Below are 23931 nucleotides of genomic sequence, written 5' to 3'. Positions count from 1 at the left end.
AAATCTTCGTGCCTTCGTGGTGAAAAAGGAGTGGTTCTTGGTGGCTTCGTGCTTGAGTACTCTGGAAAGAAAGTTCTTTCATACAATTGACTACCATACAGAACACATGTTCAAAAAGCTGATACGCGCCACTTCTGGTATGCTTGTCCTTGCTGACGACCGTTTCCAGTCAGGAGAAGCTCCCATGAGCGACACGTATCGGCGCTATCGTGCCATAAAAGACGGGATTATGCAATTCTATCACCCGCGTCCTCACGGCCATCGCGAAAAGCATCTCAACACCTTGGCTGCCTTGATCTGTGGCTTGGTCGGCGGTCGACACGCCCACCTCTCGCTTTGCGCCGATCACGCACCTACTGGCCGCATCAAGCAAGAAAGTCTGATTGAACGCTTTCGCCGCTGGCTCAAACACGAGCGCCACACCATCGACGGCTGGTTCTCTCCAGTTGCTCGGGAATTGCTCGCCACGCTGGCCAAACAGCCACTCCATCTGGTGATGGATGGCAGTGTGGTCGGACGCGGCTGCATTGCCCTGATGCTGAGTGTGGTCTATCACGGGCGCGCGTTGCCGCTCTGCTGGCTGGTGGTGCAAGGGAGCAAAGGCCATTTTCCTGAACACCTGCATTGTGAACTGCTCTCCCAAGTCAACGCACTCGTGCCTGATGATGCCACCGTGATCTTCTTGGGCGATGGCGAGTTTGATGGCATTGAACTGCAGGCGCAACTCCAGAGCTACGGCTGGCAGTATGTCTGCCGAACCGCCGCAAACATCCTGGTGACCTGCTATGGTGTGAGGTTTCACCTCAGCGCGCTTGAGCCAGCACCAGGCGAGTATCTGGCAGTCAGTCCCGCCGCAATGACGGCGAAACAGTATGGTCCGCTGAGCCTTCTGGCGCTCTGGGACGCGCAGGAGCAGGACGCACTGTATCTCGTCACAAACCTGGCAGATTTGGACGAGGCGGCACGGCTCTACAAAAAGCGAGCGCATATCGAGACCTTCTTTTCTGATCAGAAAAGTCGCGGGTTTCATATCGATAAAAGCCATCTCTCAGAACCAGCGCGGCTCAGTCGCTTCTTGATCGCCTCGTGCTTGGCATATATCTGGATGGTGTATTTGGGCGTGTGTGCGTTGCAAGACGGCTGGATGAAACTGCTGCATCGTGCGGATCGGTGTGATCTCAGTTTGTTTCGGCTGGGAGTGCGGCTGCTTGCTCGCTGTCTCAAGGAAGAGCGACCGATACCCGATGGGTTTCTGGTTCCCTCAGAGCTGCCTGTCACCCTCGTCCGCACATTTCACAAGCCTGCCGTCTAGCCCTGATTTTCTGTATGGTAGTGAATCATACAACGGGCAAGCTTCCAGGAAGCTCATCTGGTTATCAGGTTGAAGCAAAACTGGCTCGAGCTTCCTGGAAGCTGAGTACAGGGAAATTTATTTTCCAGAGTATTGAGGCACCAGGAGATTCAAAATCTTCGTGTCTTCGTGTCTTCGTGGTGAAAGAGGAACAGGCTACTCAATCTGCGCGCCAAACACCTGCCCGAACGCCGCGATCACACGCGCTTCAACTTCGGCGCGTGGCGGTGCCGCCCCCAGCACGCGCTCCAGCGAAGTCACGCCCCGGTCGGCAATGCCGCACGGAATGATCTGCTCGAAGAAGCGCAGATCGGTGTTCACATTCAGCGCGAAACCGTGCTGCGTGACACCGCTGGCGCTGAGCTTCACGCCAATCGCGCAGATTTTCGCGCCACCCACCCACACGCCCGTCAGCCCGGCGATGCGCTCGCCCGCAATGCCATAGCCCGCCAGCGCAACGATGATCGCTTCTTCCAGCATACGCAGGTAGCGCAGCACGTCGCCGCCGTAGCGCGAAAGCTTCAGGATCGGGTAGCCGACGATCTGGCCGGGGCCGTGGTAGGTAATATCGCCGCCGCGGTCGGCCTCGACCAGCGCGACGCCCTGCGCGGCCAGCGTTTCGTGCGATACCAGCAGTTGTTCGGGCTTGGGGCGGCTGCCAAAGGTGTAGGTGTGCGGGTGCTCCACCAGCATCAGCGTGTCGCCAATTGCGCCAGCCGAGCGCATGCGGCCCAGCTCACGCTGGCGCGCCCAGGCGGCGGCGTAGTCCATCTGGCCGGCATGGAGCACGGTCACGGTGCGGATTTCGGTTTCGGTGGGGCTTGTCATGCGGCTAGTATACCACGCGCGCTGGCCGGGCGGCGGTGAATTCAAACCTTTCCGATAACCACGAAGACACGAAGGCACGAAGAACGTGATAGATCTTCGTGCCTTCGTGTCTTCGTGGTAAATGCGCTCTTTTTATGCTTGTGCGGCCAGAACTTCGTCGGGCGCGTAAGGGTCGATCAGCGGCGTGTTGGTGGCGGGGTCGGGGTTGTAGCCGCGCTGCGTCAGCAGGGCCACCACGCGCCGGTTCTCCACCGAGGCCGTTTCGTTTGCCATCACGCTGGTCGCAATTGCCTGCTCCTCGGGCGAAAGATCGGCCATCTGCTCGGGCGTCATATCCTCGAAGACGGGCAGGCCGGCCAGCCGCTCGATCATCTGCCCATAGGCCGCGATCTGCTCAGGCGTCAGGAAGGTCGCCAGCATGTCGGCGTAGCGCGTGTAGCCCTCGCTCAGCTCTTCGTCGTGCACAGGCGCAAGCGTGTTCAGGTTCGCAATAAACGTATCCAATTCAAACCTCCTTGTCTGTTGCTGCTGCCCTGGTAAGCAGAAAGCGCGCCACGATGCCGGGCGGGCGCATGGTATACTGCGCCAGTTTTCACGTCAGTGGAGAAACCGATGCCCCGATCATTCGCTCGCCTGCGCGCCGCGCTGCCCGTGCTGCTGGTGCTGCTCGCCGCGTGTGGGCCAGGCGCCCAGCAGCCCAGCGCCGCGCACGCGCCCACCCCCGTTTCGCCTGCAACAGCTGCGCCAGCCGCCAGCGCCGCGCCCGAGCCAAGCGCAGCGCCAAGTGCCGCACCCGCGCCAACCGTCGCCGAAGCAACTACCACGCCGGCCGGCCCCACGCCCACGCTCGATCTGCCGACTCAGGCACCCACCATCACCGCCATCCCCGCCGTCGCGCCCTTCCCGCTCGCAGCCGGCTGGTGGGATGACGCGGTGTGCTACGAGATTTTCGTGCGCTCATTCTACGACAGCAGCGGCGACGGCATTGGTGACCTGAACGGCCTGATCCAGAAGCTCGACTATATCAACGATGGCAAGCCCGCCACGCAAAACGACCTGGGCGCAACCTGCCTGTGGCTCATGCCGATCATGCCCTCGAACACCTACCACGGCTACGCCGTGACCGACTACTACGATGTGAACCCGGAATTCGGCACCAAGGACGACTTCAAGCGGCTGATCGACGAGGCGCACAAGCGCGGCATTCGTGTGCTGATCGACATGGTGCTGAACCACACCTCCAGCGAGCACCCCTGGTTCAAGGAAGCGCTGACCGGGCCGGGTGCCCCGCATCGCGACTGGTACCTGTGGTCGCACGACGAGCCGCCCACGCAGGGCTGGCACAAATCGCCCGTGCGCGACGAATACTACTACAGCGCCTTCGACGGCGGCCTGCCCGACCTGAACTACCGTAACCCCGAGGTCACCGCCGAGGCCCAGAAGATCAGCGCCTTCTGGCTGAACGACATGGGCGCCGATGGCTTCCGCATGGACGCGGCCAAACACATGATCGAGAATGGCGCGGTGATTGCCGACACGCTCGAAACCAACGCCTGGCTGCGCGAGTACCGCACCTTTCTGGAAAAAACCGCGCCGGGTGCATTCACGATTGGCGAGAACTTCGGCGCCTCGTCGATTGGTCTGGCCGCCTACTACCCCGACCAGCTCGACATGTATTTCGAGTTCAATATCGGCCAGAAGCTGATTCAGGCGGTGAACCTGGGCGACGCCAGCCAGTACTCTGGCGCGGTGCGCGTGGCCACTGAAGACCTGCCGTTCCAGCGCTGGGCGCCCTTTCTGACCAACCACGACCAGAACCGCGCCATGAGCGTATTTGGCGACAAGCCCGACCGCGCCAGGCTTGCGGCGATTGCTTACCTGACGCTGCCGGGCCTGCCGTTTGTCTACTATGGCGAAGAAATTGGCATGACCGGCACCAAGCCCGACGAGCAAATTCGCACGCCCATGCAGTGGAGCGCCGAGCCGGGGGCGGGCTTCAGCAGCGCGGCGCCGTGGGAAGCGCCCCAGCCGAACTTCGTGGACACCAATGTCGCTGCGCAGGATGCCGACCCGGCCTCGCTGCTCAACCTGTATCGCCGCCTGATTCACCTGCAAACCACCGATCCGGCCTTTGGCCACGGCAGCTACACGCCGCTGAAAAGCGGCAACAATCGGGTTGCGGCCTTTCTGCGCCAGGATGGCGATTCGGCCGCGCTGGTGCTGCTGAACTTTGGCCGCCAGCCAATCGACGGCGTTGCGCTTGGCGTGGACAAGAGCGACCTTGCGCCGGGCAGCTACCAGCTTGCCACGCTGCTCGACGATGGCGCAACGGCCGCGCCGCTCACGGTGGGCGCGGGCGGCGCAATTGCCGGCTACCTTCCGCTGCCCACGCTGGCGGCGCGCACTGGCTATGTCTTCCGAATGGCGCGCTGATATGTCGAAACTGTCATCCGAATAGCGTGGCGCGAGTGGGTGGCGCAGGTGCTTCTGGGCCATTCTGATGCGATAGGTGGCGTGCCTGGCTGTGCGCGCCGCGCCATGCAAAATGAGTGGGCATTCATTGAATTCGCCCGGCCGGTAGGGTACACTACAAGGACATCCCGCCGCGCCGGGCGCTTGCGCTGGCCGAATTGCAGCTATTGACCGGCCGCGCCACGCTTGAAATGAGTGAAAAAGGAGAACTTTGTGCGACGATTGATTTTTGCGTGCTGTTTCATTGCCCTCTTTATTGCTGCCATGCCGCTGCCGGCTCAGGCCGCTCCCAAGGAAATCTGCTTCCAGCAAGTGCCCGATTGCGTCACCTTCCGTTTTGCCGAGTTCTGGACCGACAATGGCGGCCTGGCGGTGTTTGGCCTGCCGATTTCGCCTGACCACAACGAGAAAGTTGGCGACCAGAAGTATAAAGTGCAGTACTTCGAGCGGGCGCGTTTCGAGTACCACAAGGGTGACGCCCGCCCCTACGATGTGCTGCTGGGCCGCATTGGCGTGGCGGCGCTTGAGGCGCAGGGCCGCGACTGGTACAGCTTCCCGAAGGCCGACCCAAGCGCGCCGCACTACTTTGCCGAAACCGGCCACGCAATCGCCCCGCAGTTCTGGGGCTTCTGGTCGAGCCACGGCCTGGAGTTCGACGGCAACAAGAAGGGCAAGAGCATGGCCGAGTCGCTGGCCCTGTTCGGCCTGCCCGTCTCCGAAGCCACCATGGAAACCAGCTCGGATGGCAAGCAGTACCTGACGCAGTGGTTCGAGCGTGCGCGCTTTGAATACCACCCCGAAAATCAGGCGCCCTACGATGTTCTGCTTGGCCTGCTGGGCGCGGATTCCTACGCCGACGCGCAGCAAACCCCCGACAGCCCGCCCAAGCCGGCTAAGCCCGAAAAGATTGTGAGCTGCCCCGCGAATGCCCCGGCCGCTGCCGAAGGCGCGCAGGCATGGATGGCCGATGCCGAGCCGGTTTCGCCTGGTACGATGAATGCCGTCTGCGCGCGCCTGACCGTGAATGGCGCGCCGGTTGCGAACGCTCAGGTGACGGCGAAGGCGTACTACTCCAGCGGCGATGTGACGTATCCTGTCGCTACCACGGGCGCGGATGGCCAGACCCAGATCGATTTCAACATTGGCAAGGCCAGAAACCGCACGGTGGTTGGGATCGAAGTGACGTTCCGCGCGCCGGGCATGGCCGATGCTACCACGACCACCAGCTTCGCGCCGCGCTACAACTTCACCAAGCCCTACCAGCCGCTCGGGCCGGTCATCCCGAACATCCCCGCGCCTGCCGGTGGCTGCGCTGCTGGCGCCCCACAGCCCACCGAGGGCGCGCACGCCTGGATGACGGTGCCTGCCCCGGCTGACCCCACCCAGTTCGACTCGATCTGCGCGCGGCTGATCGTGAACGGCGCGCCCGTGGCGAATGCCAAGGTGAACGCAGTGGCCTACCGCTATGGCAAGGATGCCCCCTACGGCCCGGCCACAACCGATGCCAACGGCTTTGTTGAGATCGGCTTCCCAATTGGCAACTCGCGCGGCGAGTATATTGTGTTCATCGACGTCATGTTCCGCACGCCAGACGGCAAGAACTACACGGCTGTGACGGCCTACCGCCCGACCTACGCGCCGTAGCTCTACCCTTCACCCGACGAACGCCGGCGCTGCCCACGGGCAGCGCCGGCGTTGTTTTGCCCGATCTCACCATCTTCTTATCCCACGCGATCGGCGGGCGTGCTACACTAGGCGCATGCAGAGCAACGACACATCCTATATTGCGGCAATGCCGCTGCGCCGCCGCCTGGCGATCTCGTATGTCGGGTTTTTTGCGGTGGCGCTGATTATTCTGGATATTGGGCTGTACCTGATCGTGCGCCAGACCCTGGTCAACAGCATCGACAACGAGCTGCGTCTGGGTTCCCAGCTGCTCCAGCAGGAATTCGACGCCAGCAACCAGCAGCCGCGCGGCTACTTCGACGGCGAGCAGTGGCTGGTGCGTCTGCGCGCGCCGCAGGTGCAGAATTTCGAAACCACCAGCCTGATTGTGCAGGCCTACCTGTTCGAGGATGGCGAGCTGGAAAAACGCTCATCCGATGCCCAGATCAATCTTGAACCGAACCAGCCCATGCTCGACCGTGTGATGCAGGGCGAAACGCCTGATCCGCTGATGGATCGCAGCGGCCTGGGCCTGCGCGAGCTGTACACGCCGCTGAAATTCCGCGACAAGGTGATTGGTGTGTTTCAGATCGCCCGCTCAATGAAAGACACCGAGCTGGCGCTCAAGCTGCTGTTCTATGCGCTGTTTGGCGGCGGTGTGATCGTGCTGCTGGCGGCGGCGCGCGGTGGCACATGGCTCACGCGCGCGGCATTCCGCCCGATCGACGAGATCACGCGCACTGCGCAAAGCATTGTGCGCGCCGAAGACCTGAGCCTGCGCGTGCCGGTGCCACCCGCCCAGGACGAGTTGCAGCGCCTGACGATCACGGTGAACGACCTGCTGGCGCGTCTGGAGCAACTGTTTGGCGCGCAGCGCCGCTTTGTCGCCGATGTGTCGCACGAGCTGCGCACGCCACTCGCCGCCATGCAGGGCAACCTCGAAGTGCTCGACCGCGGCGCCGCGCGTGACCCCGAGCTGCTGGCCGAGTCGCTGGCCGACATGCGTCGCGAAGTCGCCCGGCTCATTCGCATGGCCAACGACCTTCTGCTGCTCGCGCAAAGCGAGGCCGGCGTGCAAATTCTGCGCGAGCCCGTCGAGCTCGATACCCTGCTGCTCGAGGTCCATCGCGAGCTGCGCCCGCTCGCCGGCGATGTTCAGCTCGTACTTGGCGAAGAAGATCAGGTGGTGGTGATGGGCGACCGCGACCGGCTCAAGCAGGCGCTGCTCAACCTGGGCATCAATGCTGTGCAGCACACCCCGCCCGGTGGCAGCGTCACGCTCAGCCTGGCGCGCACCGAAACGCAGGCTGTGCTCCGCGTGGACGATACGGGCGTGGGCATTGGCCCCGAACATATCGAGCATGTGTTCGAGCGCTTTTACCGTGCCGACCGGGCGCGCTCGCGCAATCGCGGCGGCGCCGGGCTGGGCTTGCCGATTGTGAAGTGGATCGTCGACGCGCATGGCGGGCAGGTGCATGTCGCCAGCGAGCAGGGCGCGGGCAGCCATTTCACAATCGAGCTGCCGCTCGCGCCGGCGATCGAGCCCGAGCCTGCGTTACAATTTCTTCAGCCCGCGCTGCCCCATAGCTGAACACATAATCATCACGCGGCTGCGCAGCCTGCCACCACAGGCGCGCAGCCATCCCCTTCGCGCTGCGCATCCGGCGTCCCTACGGCCTGCCTGCGCACGCCCGCTCCAGGCGCTCGCCGCTCGCTCGCCCCGCCCTTAACGATTTGGTGACAATCGCGCGTTTCGCCCTTCCAGACGCCATGCGGCCGTAGATGCTATAATCACGGTACGAGCGGGCTGGCGGCGCACCTGGTCCTCCATGGCGTGAAAGCTATGGCGGCGTGCCATGCATTTTCCACCGAGCCTGCCCGAACGCCCGCAGCTCGCAGCAAACACTACATGCGGAAATTGCCCATGGTACAGACTGTTTCCGAATTCGAGCGCACCCGCCGCAGCCAGGTACTGAATAGCTGCCTGCTGACGCTTGGCCTCACACTGGCGGCCGTCGTGCTGGCCGGCGTTGGCTCGCGCCTCGACAATATCAGCCCGAGCACTATTCCTCTTGTGCCGGCGCTGGGTCTGCTGCTTGGCGGCGGCTGGCTGCTGGCCGCCTATGTTGCGAGCCGCATGCGCCGCTACTCGCTGGCTGGCGGTCTGGTCGTCGCGTTTGTGCTGCTGGCGCTGGCGCTGGCCGCCTACCTGCTGCCGGCCTACCTGCCGGCGATGCTGCCCTTTGCGGCGCTGCCAATTGCCCTGGCCGCCCTGCTGCTCAGCCGCCGCGCAATCTACTCCACGCTGCTCGCAACGTTGCTGGCGCTGGCCGGCGCAATTCTGGCCGCCAGCGAATTCCCGCCAACCGCGCTCGACCTGCCCGTGCTGCCGCCGCCAGGCCCGCTCGTGAGCGCGGGCGTCACGCTGGTGGCGCTGAGCTTTCTGGCGCTGGTGCTGGCCCCGCTGCGTGGCGAGTTGGCGCATATGGCCGAGCTGCTTGGCCAGCGCGAGCTTGCGCGCGATGCTGCCGAGCAAGAGCAGCAGCTGGCCGAGCAGGCGCGCGATGCCGTATTGGGCGCGCAGGCCGCGCAGCAGCAGAATTTCGTGATGGTGCTCGACCACGTCAGCGATGGCGTGGTGGGCGTGAACAGCGCCGGCAAAATCATGCGCGCCAACGCCACTGCTGCCGCCCTGTGGTCCGAAGTTGCTGGTGGCGAACTGCTCGGCCAGCGGCTCGACCAGGTGCGATCTTCGCTGATGGGCCCAACCGCCACCACGCAGTTTGTCGATATTGCCGAACTACCCGCTGGCGACGCTGCTGCCGAAGAAGGCTACACGCACGTCCTGCTCGACCGGCGCGAGCGTGCGCGCCTGACACGTCTGCGCGGCGAGCTGCTCAGCCTGCTGGCCGACGAAATGCGCAACCCGCTCACGTCCATGGTCACCGCGCTGGAAATGACGCTGGGCCAGAACCTGCCCGAAGGCGCGGATCGCGTGCTGGTGGGCGCGCGGCGCAGCGGCCAGCGCCTGCTCGACCTTGTGACGACCCTGCTGGAGATCAACCAGCTCGAACACAACCCCAACGCGCTGCGCCGCGCGCCGGCCTCGCTGCGGCCCATCCTCGACGCGGGCATCGCCCAGACTGCGCCATTGCAGCATCAGGGTGCCGTGCAGGTCGTGGTGGAATATAGCGGCGATAGTGTGGTGAATGTCGACAGCGAGCGCGTGCGGCGCGCCTTTGTGCACCTGCTCGAACATGCACTGCGCCAGAGCCCGCCCTACAGCACCGTGCAGGTCCATCTCGAATGCCAGCCCGACACGGCGCTGGTGCGCGTCAGCGATCAGGGGCCGGGCCTCACGCCTCAGCAGCGCGAGTTGCTGTTCGAGCAGCGCATCACCCCCGACGAGCGCAAAGCCCCGGCGCTGGGTCTGGCCTTCTGCAAGCTGGTGGTCGAAACCCACGGCGGCCGCGTCATGGTCGAAAGCAACGGCAGCAACGGCAGCACCTATATTTTCACGCTGCCAATCGAGCGGCGCGCCGAGGGCTAGTGCGCGTGAACGCGCAGGGTTGGGCGTTGCAATGCCGACATTCTTCCCTTGCAGCGCCATATCCAAGTCCCAAAATGTATTTCGCAGATTAGGTAGACCCATAGGCTCATATCTGTGTAATCTGCGTAATCTGTGGATAGAATCTGTTCCCCTTCCAACATTGACCTGGCCCTGTTACTGTCCTTGCGGCAGCCCGCAGGATCGCGCCGCCGTGCTATAATCTGGGCGCTCGATATATCAAATCGCCTTCAATGAGGAAGGAGCCCTGTGTATACCTCGCTTGATCTTGCCATCGCTGGCCCATTCGCCACGCTCACACTCAACCGCCCCGAGCGGCATAATGCCTTCGACGCCACACTCATCGCCGAGCTGACCGACGCATTCACCGCGCTGGCCGCCAACAACGCCGTGCAGGTCGTCATTCTCACCGGCGCTGGCCCATCGTTCTGCGCGGGCGGCGACGCTAACTGGATGCGTGCCAGCGCCACCATGAGCCGCGAGCAGAATGTTGCCGACGCCGAGGCGCTGGCGGCCATGTTCGACGCCGCCTGGCAGTTGCCCAAGCCGCTGATCGGCCGGATCGATGGCGCGGCAATTGGCGGCGGCGCGGGTCTGGTAGCCTGCTGCGACCTGGCCGTTGCCAGCGAGACGGCGCGCTTCGGCTTTGGCGAAGTGAAGCTCGGCCTCATCCCCGCCGTAATCGCCCAGTTCGTCGTGCCGAAAATTGGCGTCAGCCACGCCCGCGCCCTGATGGTCAGCGGCGAGCGCTTCACCGCCGAGCGCGCGTTCGAAATCGGCCTGATCCACGCCATCACCGCCGCCGACGACCTCGACCGCACGGTGCGCTCGCTGGCCGCGCGCATGCTTTCCAGCGGGCCAGAAGCCGTGGCCGCCACCAAGCGCGCGCTCGACGCCGTGTGGGAGCTCGACCGTGCCGCAGCGCGCAGCTACGTCGTGCAGGCCCTCGCCGCCATTCGCGCCGGCGACGAGGCGCAGGAAGGCTTGCAGGCCTTTCTCGAAAAGCGCCGCGCCAGCTGGGTGAGGCGCGCCGATGGCTAGCCACTCGTTCAGCAAAATCCTGATCGCCAATCGCGGCGAGATCGCCGTGCGGATCATGCGCGCCTGCCGCGAGCTGGGCATCGCCACCGCGGCGGTGTACAGCGAAGCCGACCGAACCGCGCTCCACGTGCGCGAGGCCGACGAAGCCGTGCTGATTGGCCCTGCGCCCGCCGCGCAAAGCTACCTCGATGTCGCGCGCATCATTGACGCGGCGCTTGCCACCGGTGCCGAGGCAATCCACCCCGGCTACGGCTTTCTGTCCGAGCGGGCGCATTTTGCGCGTGCCTGCGCCGAGGCCGGGCTGGTCTTCATTGGCCCGCCGCCCGCCGCCATCGAGCTGATGGGCTCGAAGATCGCCGCCAAGGAGCTGGCCGCGCAGGCGGGCGTACCTACTGCCCCCGGCTACATGGGCGCCGAGCAGTCGCCCGCCCGCCTGCGCGCCGAGGCGCTGCGCGTGGGTTTCCCGCTGCTGATCAAGGCCAGCGCGGGCGGCGGCGGCAAGGGCATGCGCGCCGTGCACCACATTGGCGAGCTCGATGATGCGCTGGAAGGCGCGCGCCGCGAGGCCCGCGCCGCTTTTGGCGACGACGCCGTCTTTCTTGAGCGGCTGGTCGAGCGCCCGCGCCACGTCGAAATCCAGGTGCTGGCCGACGCGCACGGCCACTGTGTGCACCTGTTCGAGCGCGAGTGTTCCATTCAGCGCCGCCACCAGAAGATCATCGAAGAATCGCCCAGCCCCGTGCTCCTGCCCGAGCAGCGCGCCGCCATGGGCGCGGCCGCCGTGCGTCTCGCGCATGCCGCCGGCTACGTGAATGCCGGAACGATGGAGTTCCTGCTCGCCGCCGACGGCAGCTTCTACTTTCTCGAAATGAACACGCGCCTGCAGGTTGAGCACCCCGTTACCGAGCTGGTCGCCGGCGTCGATCTGGTGCAGCTGCAGATCGCCATTGCGGCCGGCGCGGCGCTGCCCTTCACCCAGGCCGATCTGGCGCAGCGCGGCCACGCCATCGAGGCGCGCATCTACGCCGAGGACCCGCGCACCTTCCTGCCCTCGATCGGCCGCGTCGCGCTGTTTGCGCCGCCCGCCGGCCCCGGCATCCGCAACGACATTGGGCTGGCGAGCGGCGACGAAGTGACAACCCACTACGACCCCATGCTCGCCAAGCTGATCGTCAGTGCGCCCAGCCGCCCGGCCGCAATTGCCCGCCTGCGCCGCGCCCTGGGCGATTACGCGGTGCTGGGCGTCACCACCAACCTGCCGTTGCTCCAGGCCATTGCCGTGCATCCGCTTTTCGCCGATGGCGCGACTACCACCGCCTTTCTCGACGATGCGGGGCTGTTGGAGTTGGAGGAAAATGAAGCCGTACCCGCCGAAGTGCTGGTCGCCGCTGCGATTGGCGACACACTCGATGCAAGCCCCGCCGCTGAAGCCCAGGCTGCCGATCCCTGGCAGGTCGGGCCGTGGCGCGCCCTCGGCGATGCCATGCCGCTGCGCTACAGCTCCGACGGCCAGGCGCACACCGTGCTGGTTTCGCGCCTGCGCGAGGGCTGGCGCGCCACAATCGGCTCCGCGCAGTTCACCGTGCGCGCCGTCGCTGCCCGCCCCGATGAGCTGCTGCTCGAGATCAACGGCGAGCGTATGCACCTCGCCCGCGCCCGCGATGGCGCTGCACAGCTGCTGGCCTGGCGCGGCAGCAGCTACCGCCTCACCCCCGACGCCGGCCTCACCCTCGAAGCGCTTGGGCAGCGCGCGACGAGCGCGGCCGGGCATGCCTCGCTGGCCGCGCCCATGCCCGGCACCGTCATTAAAGTGCTGGTCGAGCCCGGCCAATCCGTCGCCGCGCGCCAGCCGCTGGTCGTCCTCGAAGCCATGAAAATGGAGCATGTCGTTGCCGCCCCACACGCCGGCCTGGTCGAGCGGGTACACTGCGCGGCTGGTGCGCTGGTCGCCAAAGGCGCGCTGCTCGTCGAGCTGGACGAAACCGCCGCGCCCGTGTAACGAATCGCCCCCTGCCGAGACTGAATAGTGTGAAGGCGCTGGCGCGCCGGCCAAACAACTCCGGAGCGCCAGCAACATTCTTCGCGCATCGGTCGTCTTAAGAACAGGGAGCAAGGCGGTAGGCGGTTTTGCCGCGCCCGTTATTTGACAAACAACCCAGCATCACGTATGATCAACCGCGTGTCGGGGCGTGGCTCAGTCTGGTAGAGCACAGCGTTTGGGACGCTGGGGTCGGGGGTTCGAATCCCTCCGCCCCGACCATCCTCACCATTTTCTCACTTTTCCCCATCCACCGTGGCCTATATCTTGCTGCTCAACCGTCGTATATCGGCGCTTGTTTGGGCTCTCGCGCACGCGATAGATCTAAGCAGGTAGTGTTAAACGTAATAATCTGTGGGGGTTGGAACGACCGAAGCTCTGCATCCTTCTAATGCAACTCTAAGGTCAAAAAATAGTTGACAAAACTCGTACAGAAGAGTATAATCTCGGCAGGGCTTTCCATGCGGAAGCCCCAATCTTGTGTCGCACCCTCTGATGACAGGCTTTTTAGCTCAGCGCTCGCCCCCGACTGTCGAGTGCGACTGTCTCAGAACGATAACGAGGGCGCGGCTCCTCTCGTAGCGGGAGGAGCCGCGCTGTGTCTCTTGGAGGTGCCAAGTGATGAAGCGTGGGTTTAACGGTGATCAGGCCTGGGAACTCGACGAGCGCCCCGACGAGGTGGAAGAGCCAACGGTAGAGGCGATTGCTGGTGTTGAAGAGCTTGCGAACGATATCTTAGAGGAAGCGCTGCCGCAGGAACCGTCGCTTGATTCTGTTCAGCACTACCTGCAAGAGATCGGGCGCGTGTCGCTGCTGAGCGCAGCCGAAGAAGTTGATCTCGCCGAACGAATGGAGCGGGGCAAGGCGGCCGTGCAGCGGATGGCCTCGGCTGAAGAGCTGAGCCAGCAGCTGCGCTTCGCCCTGCGCAGCGATATTGTGAGTGGGCAGGATGCGCGCCGCCATCTCATCCAGGCAAATCTTCGTCTGGTGGTGAGCATTGCCAAAAAATATGTGGGGCGCGGGCTGGCGCTGCTCGACCTCATTCAGGAAGGCAATATTGGCCTGATGCGCGCGGTTGAGAAGTTCGACTACCACAAGGGCAACCGCTTCTCGACCTACGCGACGTGGTGGATTCGCCAGGCCGTCACGCGCGCGATTGCCGAGCAGGGCCGCACCATCCGCCTGCCGGTGCATATGAGCGAGTCGGTTGGGCAGGTCAAGCGCGCTGCCGAGCGCCTCGCGCAGGCGCTTGAGCGCCAGCCAACGCCCGAAGAGATCGCCACGGCGCTGGGCCAGCCGATCGACCGCATTGAGCGCGTGCTCGAGGCGGCGCGGCGGCCGGTGTCGCTGGCGACGCCGGTGGGCGAGGATGGCGAACATACGCTGGGCGATTTCTTGCAGGACGACGAGCTGCCCACGCCGGCCGACATGGCCTCGCAGCAACTGCTGCGGCGCGACCTGGCGGCGGCGCTCGATCACCTGAACGAGCGCGAGCGCCGGATTATCGACCTGCGCTACGGCCTGGCCGATGGTCAGCGCCGGACGCTGGAAGAAGTCGGGAAGGTGCTGGGGATGACGCGCGAGCGCGCCCGCCAGATCGAGGCCGAGGCGCTGCGCCGCCTGCGCGCCCCGGAGGTTGGGCAGCATCTGCGCGATTATCTGGAGTAGGCGCGGCACGAACTAAACGAGAGCGCGGGGCATATCCACTCGGGTATGCCCCGCGCTTTTGCGTTCGCGGCGGGGTTTGGCTGCGCTGCTGGCGCTGGCGCGTGGATTGCGGCTCGAAATGGGATGGCGCTTTTTCTGCCCAAGAACGTACCACGCCTGTTGTTGCTGCGACGAAAGACGAGTGACCAAGCTACGCCTCGTCTTTCGTCCTTCGTCATAACCAGCAACGGATCTCCGCAAGCTGTACGAGCTGCTACTTCGCGCCGATCGCGTGGAGCACGCCGTTTCCGTTGCCATTCTTGGTCAGCACCTCTTCCAGCGGCAGCGGGCGCTGCTCGCCCTCGCGGAAGGTGTGCTGCGCCGCCGCAATGAAGTTGCAGAACAGCGGGTGCGGGCGGTTCGGGCGCGATTGCAGCTCGGGGTGGAACTGCGAGGCCACGAACCACGGGTGGTCGCGCAGCTCGATGATTTCGACCAGGCGGCCGTCGGGCGATTGCCCGCTGATCACCAGCCCGGCCTCTTCGAGCAGGCTGCGGTACTTGTTGTTGAACTCGAAGCGGTGCCGGTGGCGCTCCATCACCTCGCTGGTGCCGTAGGCCGCCGCCGCCTTGGTGCCGGGCTTCAGCACGCAGGGGTAGACGCCCAGGCGCATGGTGCCGCCCTTGTCGGTGATGTCCAGCTGATCGGGCATGAAGTCGATCACCGGGTGGGGCGTTTGCGGCACGAACTCGGTGCTGTTCGCGTCGGGCGTGCCATCCATGACATAGCGGGCGAAGGCAATGGTGGCGCACTGCATGCCCAAACACAGGCCCAGGAAGGGCACGTTGTTGGCGCGCGCATAGTCGGCGGTGGCGATTTTGCCCTCGACGCCGCGATAGCCGAAGCCGCCCGGCACCACAATGCCGTGCACGTCATTCAGCAGACCTTCGGGGCCTTCACGCTCGATCACCTCCGATGAAATCCACTTCAAGTCAACATCGACACCCTGGTCGAGGCCGGCGTGGCGCAGCGCCTCGGCCACGCTCAGGTAGGCGTCGTGCAGCTCGACATACTTGCCGACGATGGCAATTGGCAGGCTGCGCTTGGGCGTCTTGATGCGCCGCACCAGCCGCTGCCAGTCGCGCAGATCGGGCGTGCCGGCGTGGGTCAGGCCCAGGCGCGACACCAGGTAGTTGCCGAGGCCAGTTTCTTCGAGCACCAGCGGCACTTCGTAGATCGTCTCGACGGTGTGCATGGGGATCACCGCCTCGACATCGACATCGGCAAAGAGCGCGACTTTTTCGCGAATCTCGTCGGAGATTGGGTGGTCGGCGCGGCACACAATCACGTCGGCGGTAATGCCAACGCGCCGCAGCTCCATCACCGAGTGCTGGGTGGGCTTGGTTTTCACCTCGCCGGTTGCGCCAATGTGCGGCAGCAGTGTGACATGAATGTAGAGTACGTTGTCGCGGCCAACGTCTTTGCGCATCTGGCGGATCGCCTCAAGAAAGGGCAGACCTTCGATATCGCCCACGGTTCCGCCGATCTCGACAATCACGACGTCGGCGTTCGACTGGCGTGCAACCGCCGCGATGCGGCCCTTGATCTCATTAGTGATATGCGGAATCACCTGGATCGTGCCGCCCAGGTAGTCGCCGCGCCGCTCCTTCTGGATGACCGAGGAGTAGATCTGGCCGGTTGTCACGTTGCTCAGGCGCGAAAGGTTTTCGTCGATAAAGCGCTCGTAATGCCCCAGGTCGAGGTCGGTCTCAGCGCCGTCCTCGGTTACGAAAACCTCGCCGTGCTGGTAGGGCGACATGGTGCCCGGATCGACGTTGATGTACGGGTCAAGCTTCTGCACGGAAACCCGCAGCCCACGGCTTTTGAGCAGCCGCCCAATCGACGCAACGGTAATGCCCTTACCGACAGAAGATGCTACGCCGCCGGTGACGAAGATGTACTTTGCCATTGCTGCTGTCGCTCCTTTTTGCTGGTCAAGCGAATGACCCTGTTCGTGCTTCATCGTCATACTACTTACTAGTGTGCTACGTAAAAAGAGACGGGTCGTTCAACCGACCCAATTGAACTGACCCGTACACGGTTGCGATAGGCTGAAATGCACAGCGACCATTATTGTCGTGCCGGGCGCAGGCGAAACATCTTGCGATCACATCGCTGCCTCATAATAAGAACGAAGAAACATTTCTGATTTACACAACGCAAATACATATTCTTTAGATCTATAACTGCGCGAGAACGAAAAAGTCACATGATCATATTAAAATAGCCGTAATCGAACTGTAACCAAACGCAAAAATACAAGAAAAGAGGAAGGCTATTTTACCTTCCTCTTCAGTAAGGACATATGCATTATGCTATGAAATTGTCGCCTGTGAACCGGATGGCAATCTAAGCGCAGTTGGCGCTGCGTTTGCGTCGATTTGCCACCGTTGGCGATAAATTGGGAGCATTGGTGCCGAAAACGTGTGAGCCGGCGAGTGCTCATGCGGCGGGTGCACCAAGCGACCCCTTCGAACATAGCATCCTCTGAATGTCGTGTCTACGAGCGAAGCAGATGAGAACACGTACACCCGACATATTATTTTCTTATCACAATTATACCACTGCTTGTGGTGATTTGGCTAGTGCCTGCACAAGATAACGGTTAGGTACTAGGCTTCATAATAACAAAGCGCGTTTCTTCCGCTTCTGATGGTAAATTGTTTGAAGTGACGTTTAATTTTTCTTCAGGATTAACTTCCTTTAAACCAACTTCGTGGACGAATTTATCGATGGATGCAAGATCGTACTCGAAGCTGCGCTGCTCGTTGAGGTCATAGTGCATGGGGATGACGATGCGCGGTTCGATCTGGCTGATAATGCTGACGGCCTCGGCTGGGCCAATTGTTTCGTCGCCGCCGACAGGGATGAACAGCACATCGACATTGCCGATCTCGTCGATCTGATGGGTCGTCAGCTCGTGCCCAAGGTCGCCCAGGTGGCACAGCACAATATCGTCCATGTGGATGACATAGGCAGTGTTGCCGCCGCGCTCCGCGCCCTTGTGCTTGTCGTGAAAGGTGCGCACGCCAGTGACCGAGATGCCGCCGACTTCGTACTCACCCGGCCCGTCGATCAAGAATATTCGCTCGCGCATGGGCTTCACCGCCGCGACGTTGGCGTGGTCGGGGTGCTGGTGGCTGACGGTGACGATATGCGCGGCGGGCTTGCCAATATCGAGCCCGACCGAGCGATCGTAGGGGTCGCAGATCACAACGCCGTCGCGCCCGCGCAGGCGGAAGCAGGAATGCCCAAGGTACTGAATATCTGGCATAGTTCTCGTTCCTATTCTTCTTCGTCGTCGTCGTCGGCTGCGGCATCGCCGCGCACCTCGGCCCACAGGGTGTCGATGATCGGGCGGATCACATCGAAGGTAAAGCCGCGCCGCTGCAAGAAACCGCCCATGCGGCGGGTAAAGGCATTGCGGTCAGCCGCGCTGGCGTATTTGCGCAGCGCGCCACGCGCTACCACCATCGCTCGCTCGGCTTCGTCTTCGCGCGTGTCGTCGCTGAGCACCGCAGCGGCAGTGTCGGCGTCGATGCCTTTGCGGCGCAGTTCGTCGCGCAGGGCATTGGCGCCGCGCGGGCGCATGAGCTGGCGATTTTCGACCCACAGACGCGCAAAGGTTGCGTCGTCGATCATGCCAAGCTGCGTCAGGCGGGCGAGCGCGGCGTCGATGGCTTCGGGCGCGAAGTCTTTGCTCTCCAGGCGGGTGCGTATTTCGGCAGAAGAGCGCGGGCGCGCTTCCAGAAAGCGCAGCGCGGCCTGGTAGGCTCGGTCGCTGCTTTCGAGTGTTTCAAGCTGGGCGTACTCTGCCTCGCTCAGCTCTTTCCCAACGAACAAGCCCGCCCGACTGATCGTGTTGAGGCTGACGCCGAGTGCAAATGCGCCGTTCACAAACACATTGACACGCTGATTGTCTTGCACCTGCGCGCGCAGGCTGGTGATTTTTCCACTTGGCATAGCATAAAATACGATATGAGTTTTGCGCGCTGCGCCCACAGGCATTTAGCACGCAAAACTCATATTCGTACACGTCAGAGGGATTTATTCCTCGAACAAGCCGTCTTCGTCGCCATCGTCGCCGTTCTCGGGGGTTGGCGCAACCGGCACGGCCATCGCCTGGGCGCGGATCAGGCGCTCGATCTCGTCGGCCAGGGCCGGGTTTTCGTTCAGAAAGGACTTGGCGTTTTCGCGGCCCTGGCCAAGGCGATCTTCGCCCAGGTAGAACCACGCGCCACTCTTGCGAATGATCTCAAGCTCAACGCCGACGTCGAGGATGTTGCCGGCGCGCGAAATGCCTTCGTTCGCCATGATGTCGAACTCGGCCTGGCGGAAGGGCGGCGCAACCTTGTTCTTCACGACCTTCACGCGCGAGCGCATGCCAATCGCTTCCTGGCCGGATTTCAGCGTCTCGATGCGGCGGATGTCCATACGCACCGAGGCGTAGAACTTCAGCGCCTGGCCGCCGGTGGTAGTTTCGGGCGAGCCGAACATCACACCGATCTTCATACGCAGCTGGTTGAGGAAAATAACAACAGTTTTGGATTTATTGATCGCGCCGGAAAGCTTGCGCAGCGCCTGGCTCATCAGGCGGGCCTGCAAGCCGGGCAGCGAGTCGCCCATATCGCCTTCGATTTCAGCACGTGGCACCAGCGCAGCCACCGAGTCGATGACAATCACATCGACGGCATTCGAGCGCACCAGCATTTCGCAGATTTCGAGGGCCTGCTCGCCAAAGTCGGGCTGCGACACCAAGAGGTTGGTAGTGTCGACGCCACAGCGCCCGGCGTACAGCGGGTCGAAGGCGTGCTCGGCGTCGATAAAGGCCGCCACGCCGCCCTGCTTCTGGCACTGCGCGACAATATGCTGTGCCAGAGTGGTTTTGCCGCTGGATTCCGGGCCATAGATTTCGATCACGCGGCCGCGGGGCACGCCGCCGACGCCTAAGGCGATGTCGAGCGCAATCGCGCCCGTGGGAACGACGTCGAAGCTGAGCTTCGAGCTGGCCTCACCCATTTTCATGATTGAGCCTTTGCCGTACTTACGGTCGATCTGGCTCATGGCTGCGGCTAGCGCTTTTTCTTTCTCGGGCGAGATGGACATCGCAGGCGCTCCTCCGTTTTGCGTACTCACTCGTGCTACTCCTTACGTGCTCAAACTTTACTACACCGCGCACAGGCTGTCAACGCGGTGGGCATGTGCGTGCCACCAATGAGATTATAGCACGAACGTTCGGTTTGAACAAGTGTTTTGATGCGTGGGTTAGGCCTGGTACCAGCAGGCTGCCTGGTGCAGTATCAAGAAAGCGATGTGAAAATGCGGGGAGCGTTTCTGCATTGTAATCACCAACCCTTAATCCCCATCCCCTAACTCCTGCGCTGAAAGCGCACTAGCGCACCGTCCAGCTGCTTTGCTCGCTGGCTTGTGTGGCGCTGGTGAAGGGAACCGCCCGCACTACCACCCGCTGCGTAAATTTGTCGGGCCCTTTGGCCGGCCAGCAGGTGACCATGGTGACCATTTCCTGGTTGGTTGGTGCGATCAGCTGGGCGTTGGCGGCGTGCTGCTCGGGGGAAACGCCTTCTTCGGTGACGAGCAGGCGTTCCTGCACAGTGTAGAGGTATTCCTGCCCGGCGCTGTTGATAATGATCTGGTCGCCTGGTTTGACATAATAGAGGTCTTTGAAGACTTTGCCATAGCCGCCGACGTGGCCGGCCATCACAATATTATTGCCTTCGCCAGGGTTGGCCGAGCCGCGATGCTGACCGACAGCATATTCGGCAACCTGCCAGACGGCCACATCCTGGCCGCCTTGTTTTTCGACATCCCAGCCCACTTCTACAACCTTTGAGTCGACGCTGATGCTTGGGATGCGCACGCGCGTAATTGTGGAAGCGTGCTCGGCGTTGACGACCGGCACCGCGCTGACGACGCGGCCTTCGGCACTGTCGCTGCTGCTCAGCACCGGCGCGACAAAGGGGGCTGGCTCTTGTTCTTCTGCTGGGGCGGCTACCGCGACAGGCGCGGGCACGTCGGTATCGCCGCGCGCGGCATAGCGCTCGTACTCGGCCTGGCTGTAGATGCCGCCAACATACAGCAGCAGCACAATGCCAAGCAGCATAAAAAAATTACCCAGCGTCCACAAGACCTTGGCGCGCTGGCTCATCTCGGTGCTTTGCCGGCGGCGCGATGTGCGCGGGAAGATTTGCGCGCCGATTGTATTTTCGCCCCACAAACGCTTCATATCGTAGCCCTGGCGGCGATGCGCCTTTTCTGCGTGCGGAAGCACTGTGCCCCACATGTGCTTCCGCCAGTATACCACTCCGGGTGGGGCAGTTCAAGCTACGACAGGGCATTGAGATGGCAAAGCATTGCATGCGCGTAAGGGCTATGGTAAGATGACCACGACTTTCAAGCTCCGCATTGTGATGATTTCGGAGGCGATTTTGGAGCCGAACGACACCCAATCAGGCGGGCAGTCCGGCCGTGGAATCACGATTCATTTGACGCGCGACATGATCATGCTAATTGCGGCATTGCTCTTTCTTGGGATTGCGATCCTGATTGCGGTGGTCTTTCCGCTCGGTTCGCCCAATGGTTCCGCGCTGGCCGGCACCAGCACAACGGAACCGGGCACGGCGCAGGCAATTGCGGCAACTGAGCCAGCCCGCGCCACAGCCGACTCGGCTTACCCCGCGCCCACGCTTGCCGCCGACACGACCGCGCTGGCAACGCCTGACGGCTCGTTTATTCCCGACGCGCAGGGTGGCTATCCCGCGCCCACCGCCAATCCATCGGGCAATAATGGCGATTTCTCCGAGCAGCGGCTGACGATGACGCCCGACGACGAGCTGCCAACCGACGAGCCAACCGAATTGCCGATCTTCGCGCCCACCCGAACCGGCACGACAGCAACGGCGAATGGTCAGCCATCGGCCTACCCGGGGCCGCAAACCGCTATTCCGACCTTTGCGCAGCCCACCGTGGCACAGCCCACCAGCGGCCAGCCCGCCACGCCAACCGAGCCGGTGTTCGACTCTGCTGCCACGGAAACGCCCGACCTGAATCCGACGCCGACCTTCCGCCCGCAACCGACGCGCGCCCCGGCTGCGCCACCCACGCCGCGCCCACCAACAGCGGTTCCTGCCCCCACAGCAGTGCCGGTCGATGTGCTGCGTGGCACGGTGCGCTGGACGCGCGCCCAAAGCCCGCGCCTGATTGTACGCGACCAGCAGCTTGTGCCGGGCGCGACCCTGATCATCGAGGCGGGCGTGGAAGTGCGCATTTTGCCGGGCGTGTCGTTTTACTCGGAAGGGACGATCTACGCGCTCGGCCAGCCCGACAGCCCGGTGCGGATTGTTGGCGCGACGCCGCAGCGCTGGGGTGGCATTTTCGGCCGGCCGGGCTCGAACACCACGATGGAATATACTGAAATTCGCGGTGGTGGCCTGGGCTCGCCCGTGCTGATGAGCGAGGGCGGCAACCTGACGCTGCACCATGTGCAGGTGAAGGAAAACGGCGGGCAGGTGCTGGTGAATAACAGCCGCCTGGAAGTGCGCGACAGCGAGGTAGCCGGCAACGACATCCCGTTCGGCTCGGCGATTGAGGCAAACTATTCGAGCGGGAATGGCGTGATAATGACGAATAATCGCATTGGTGGCAACCGCATGCCGCCGCGCACCGCGCCAGTTCGCATTGGCACCACCAGCTCGGTCGATACGATCAACCTGGAGCTGCGCGGCAACCTGCTGGTGGGCGACACCGGGCCAGACCTGATCCTGGCGCATGAGGGTATCCACACCGGCGGAATCGACCCGAACGCGGTTGCTGGCCCGCCGCCCTTCCTGGGCACGCTGTCGTGCAACACGCTGGTGGGCGGCACGAATGGCCTGAGCGTGCGCAGCGAAACGCAGCAGCTGCCGCGCCTGCCGCTCGACATGCGCGACAACGTGATCACGAAGCACACCCCGCCGATCATCCCGATCTACCTCAAATATGGCATCGGGCGTGGCGCGACCAGCGAGGTTGAGGTGGACATGCGCAATAACTGGTGGGGCAGTGAGCTTGGCCCCTACGAGCCCGACCGGCACGCCGACGGGCGCGGCGACGCGGTGGGCGATATGGTCTTGTTTGACCCCTGGCTGACTGCGCGGCCCGCTTGTGCGCCCCAGCAATAGCCCGCCTGTGACAGACGCCCTGCCCAACTACCCGCTCGCCGCCGAGATCGATGCGCTGCTGGAAGACGCAGTTGCGCGCCGCATTTTCCCCGGGGCGGTGGTATTAGTGGCGCGTGGCGATGAGATTGCCCACTGGGGCGCGGCCGGCGCGACGGTGTACGAGCCGGAGGCGGCGCAGCCGGTCGCCCGCGACACGATCTACGACATTGCCTCGCTGACGAAAATGTTCACCGCGACGGCGGCGCTGCGCCTGGCCGACGCCGGCCTGCTCGACCTCGATGCGCCGGCAGCGCGCTACCTGCCCGACCTGCGCGCCACCGAGGTGACGATCACGCACCTGCTGACCCACACTTCTGGGCTGGATATTCGGCTTTCGGTACTGCGCGAGCAAGGCGCAGCAGGGATCTGGCGCACGGTGCGCGAGCTTGAGCCAGCGCGCTCGCCCGGCACAGCGGTGGCATACACGAATGTCAACTCGCTGCTGCTGGGCGCGATTGTGGAGCAGTGCGCGGGCGCGCCGCTCGACCGCGCGTTTGCGGAGCTGATCTTCTCGCCGCTGGGCCTGCGCGATACCGGCTTTTGCCCGCCAGCCGCGCTGCACGGCCGCATTGCGCCAACCGAGCACGACCCCGAGTGGCGCGGCGGGCTGGTGCACGGCACCGTCCACGACGAAAGCGCGCACGCGCTGGGGGGCGTAGCTGGCCACGCTGGCTTGTTCAGCAGCGCGGGCGAGCTGTGGCAGTTCTGCCGCATGTGGCTGCGCGCGGCGGCGGGCGAACACGCGCTGCTTGCGCCAGCGACGGCGCGGCGCGCGCTGAGCAATTGCACGCCCGATCTGCCAGTGGCGTGCGGGCTGGGCTGGATGCTCGACCGCGCAAACTTTATGGGCGCGGTGCCGGCCGGCGCGGCCGGACACACCGGCTTTACCGGGCCGGCGATGGTGCTGCTGCCGGCCGAGCAATTGGCTGTGATTGTGCTGAGCAACCGTGTCTACCCGCGCCGCAGCCCGGCCGCGCACCACGGCGTCACGGCGGCGGTGGTGGCGGCGGCGCGGCGGGCGATGAGCGGCGGGTGAGCAATAGGC

At 63.6% G+C, this 23931-nt stretch carries 17 protein-coding genes and 1 tRNA gene; 11 read left to right on the top strand and 7 right to left on the bottom strand.

Features of this window, described 5'->3' with window-relative positions:
* The first annotated feature begins 184 nt into the window (after positions 1-184).
* Positions 185-1312 carry a transposase gene (locus M1P90_RS15385; protein ID WP_483700943.1) on the top strand — a complete coding sequence of 376 codons (1128 nt, stop codon included), beginning with the start codon at positions 185-187 and terminating at the stop codon, positions 1310-1312.
* Between the two features lie 195 nt (positions 1313-1507).
* Here the strand turns inward: M1P90_RS15385 and lipB are convergent, their stop codons facing one another.
* Both lipB and M1P90_RS15375 read right to left on the bottom strand, forming a co-directional pair.
* A complete protein-coding gene (gene lipB, locus M1P90_RS15380; RefSeq protein WP_483703700.1) occupies positions 1508-2179 on the bottom strand; it encodes a lipoyl(octanoyl) transferase LipB in 672 nt (223 codons plus the stop codon).
* 132 nt (positions 2180-2311) lie between these two features.
* Complete coding sequence (locus tag M1P90_RS15375) at positions 2312-2683, bottom strand: hypothetical protein (protein WP_483703698.1); 372 nt, start codon at positions 2681-2683, stop codon at positions 2312-2314.
* A gap of 108 nt (positions 2684-2791) precedes the next feature.
* Between M1P90_RS15375 and M1P90_RS15370 the strand changes: the two genes are divergently transcribed.
* From M1P90_RS15370 to M1P90_RS15335, 8 genes are all read left to right on the top strand, one after another.
* Positions 2792-4612 carry an alpha-amylase family glycosyl hydrolase gene (locus M1P90_RS15370; RefSeq protein WP_483703696.1) on the top strand — a complete coding sequence of 607 codons (1821 nt, stop codon included), beginning with the start codon at positions 2792-2794 and terminating at the stop codon, positions 4610-4612.
* Positions 4613-4864: 252 nt separating this feature from the next.
* Entirely contained in the window at positions 4865-6295 is a 1431-nt protein-coding gene (locus M1P90_RS15365) for a carboxypeptidase-like regulatory domain-containing protein (protein WP_483703694.1), read from the top strand.
* A 115-nt stretch (positions 6296-6410) separates the two neighbouring features.
* Positions 6411-7907 (top strand): sensor histidine kinase, encoded by a 1497-nt coding sequence (locus M1P90_RS15360; protein WP_483703692.1) that lies wholly within the window; start codon positions 6411-6413, stop codon positions 7905-7907.
* 333 nt (positions 7908-8240) lie between these two features.
* Positions 8241-9866, top strand: coding sequence for a sensor histidine kinase (locus M1P90_RS15355; protein WP_483703690.1), 1626 nt, complete (start codon positions 8241-8243; stop codon positions 9864-9866).
* Positions 9867-10133: 267 nt separating this feature from the next.
* Positions 10134-10925: an enoyl-CoA hydratase-related protein gene (locus tag M1P90_RS15350; protein WP_483703688.1), complete on the top strand. Its 792-nt coding sequence runs from the start codon at positions 10134-10136 to the stop codon at positions 10923-10925.
* A complete protein-coding gene (locus tag M1P90_RS15345; RefSeq protein ID WP_483703686.1) occupies positions 10918-12924 on the top strand; it encodes an acetyl/propionyl/methylcrotonyl-CoA carboxylase subunit alpha in 2007 nt (668 codons plus the stop codon). Before M1P90_RS15350 ends, M1P90_RS15345 begins: the two co-directional genes overlap by 8 nt.
* Positions 12925-13108: 184 nt before the next feature.
* Positions 13109-13185: transfer RNA gene (locus M1P90_RS15340), tRNA-Pro, on the top strand.
* A gap of 399 nt (positions 13186-13584) precedes the next feature.
* On the top strand, positions 13585-14631 hold the full coding sequence (locus M1P90_RS15335; protein WP_483703684.1) for a sigma-70 family RNA polymerase sigma factor: 1047 nt from the start codon (positions 13585-13587) through the stop codon (positions 14629-14631).
* A 253-nt stretch (positions 14632-14884) separates the two neighbouring features.
* Here the strand turns inward: M1P90_RS15335 and M1P90_RS15330 are convergent, their stop codons facing one another.
* The 5 genes from M1P90_RS15330 to M1P90_RS15310 form a co-directional block, all read right to left on the bottom strand.
* Positions 14885-16579, bottom strand: a complete 1695-nt coding sequence (locus M1P90_RS15330) for a CTP synthase (RefSeq protein WP_483703682.1) — start codon at positions 16577-16579, stop codon at positions 14885-14887.
* 696 nt (positions 16580-17275) lie between these two features.
* A complete protein-coding gene (locus M1P90_RS15325) occupies positions 17276-17944 on the bottom strand; it encodes an MBL fold metallo-hydrolase (protein ID WP_483703680.1) in 669 nt (222 codons plus the stop codon).
* Positions 17945-17955: 11 nt separating this feature from the next.
* Positions 17956-18633: a regulatory protein RecX gene (locus M1P90_RS15320; RefSeq protein ID WP_483703678.1), complete on the bottom strand. Its 678-nt coding sequence runs from the start codon at positions 18631-18633 to the stop codon at positions 17956-17958.
* 84 nt (positions 18634-18717) lie between these two features.
* On the bottom strand, positions 18718-19776 hold the full coding sequence (recA, locus tag M1P90_RS15315) for a recombinase RecA (protein ID WP_483703676.1): 1059 nt from the start codon (positions 19774-19776) through the stop codon (positions 18718-18720).
* 286 nt (positions 19777-20062) lie between these two features.
* Positions 20063-20959: a sortase gene (locus M1P90_RS15310; protein WP_483703674.1), complete on the bottom strand. Its 897-nt coding sequence runs from the start codon at positions 20957-20959 to the stop codon at positions 20063-20065.
* 109 nt (positions 20960-21068) lie between these two features.
* Here M1P90_RS15310 and M1P90_RS15305 point away from each other — a divergent pair, with 109 nt between their 5' ends.
* Both M1P90_RS15305 and M1P90_RS15300 read left to right on the top strand, forming a co-directional pair.
* The gene (locus M1P90_RS15305) at positions 21069-22847 is read left to right on the top strand and encodes a right-handed parallel beta-helix repeat-containing protein (RefSeq protein ID WP_483703672.1); all 1779 of its coding nucleotides are present in this window, start codon (positions 21069-21071) and stop codon (positions 22845-22847) included.
* 7 nt (positions 22848-22854) lie between these two features.
* The gene (locus M1P90_RS15300) at positions 22855-23922 is read left to right on the top strand and encodes a serine hydrolase domain-containing protein (RefSeq protein ID WP_483703670.1); all 1068 of its coding nucleotides are present in this window, start codon (positions 22855-22857) and stop codon (positions 23920-23922) included.
* The last annotated feature ends 9 nt before the right edge of the window (positions 23923-23931 follow it).

This window comes from Kouleothrix sp. 19917, from assembly GCF_057073505.1.
The sequence above is the reverse complement of the archived record's forward strand: the minus strand, read 5'-3'. Positions and strand labels throughout refer to the sequence as shown.

What these genes read in the sequence shown, in the direction of transcription:
- M1P90_RS15385 (WP_483700943.1), top strand. Translation starts at nt 185, where the DNA reads ATGAGCGACACGTATCGGCGCTATCGTGCCATAAAAGACGGGATTATG.
- lipB (WP_483703700.1), bottom strand. Translation starts at nt 2,179, where the DNA reads ATGACAAGCCCCACCGAAACCGAAATCCGCACCGTGACCGTGCTCCAT.
- M1P90_RS15370 (WP_483703696.1), top strand. Translation starts at nt 2,792, where the DNA reads ATGCCCCGATCATTCGCTCGCCTGCGCGCCGCGCTGCCCGTGCTGCTG.
- M1P90_RS15360 (WP_483703692.1), top strand. Translation starts at nt 6,411, where the DNA reads ATGCAGAGCAACGACACATCCTATATTGCGGCAATGCCGCTGCGCCGC.
- M1P90_RS15355 (WP_483703690.1), top strand. Translation starts at nt 8,241, where the DNA reads ATGGTACAGACTGTTTCCGAATTCGAGCGCACCCGCCGCAGCCAGGTA.
- M1P90_RS15345 (WP_483703686.1), top strand. Translation starts at nt 10,918, where the DNA reads ATGGCTAGCCACTCGTTCAGCAAAATCCTGATCGCCAATCGCGGCGAG.
- M1P90_RS15335 (WP_483703684.1), top strand. Translation starts at nt 13,585, where the DNA reads ATGAAGCGTGGGTTTAACGGTGATCAGGCCTGGGAACTCGACGAGCGC.
- M1P90_RS15330 (WP_483703682.1), bottom strand. Translation starts at nt 16,579, where the DNA reads ATGGCAAAGTACATCTTCGTCACCGGCGGCGTAGCATCTTCTGTCGGT.
- M1P90_RS15325 (WP_483703680.1), bottom strand. Translation starts at nt 17,944, where the DNA reads ATGCCAGATATTCAGTACCTTGGGCATTCCTGCTTCCGCCTGCGCGGG.
- M1P90_RS15320 (WP_483703678.1), bottom strand. Translation starts at nt 18,633, where the DNA reads ATGCCAAGTGGAAAAATCACCAGCCTGCGCGCGCAGGTGCAAGACAAT.
- recA (WP_483703676.1), bottom strand. Translation starts at nt 19,776, where the DNA reads ATGTCCATCTCGCCCGAGAAAGAAAAAGCGCTAGCCGCAGCCATGAGC.
- M1P90_RS15305 (WP_483703672.1), top strand. Translation starts at nt 21,069, where the DNA reads ATGACCACGACTTTCAAGCTCCGCATTGTGATGATTTCGGAGGCGATT.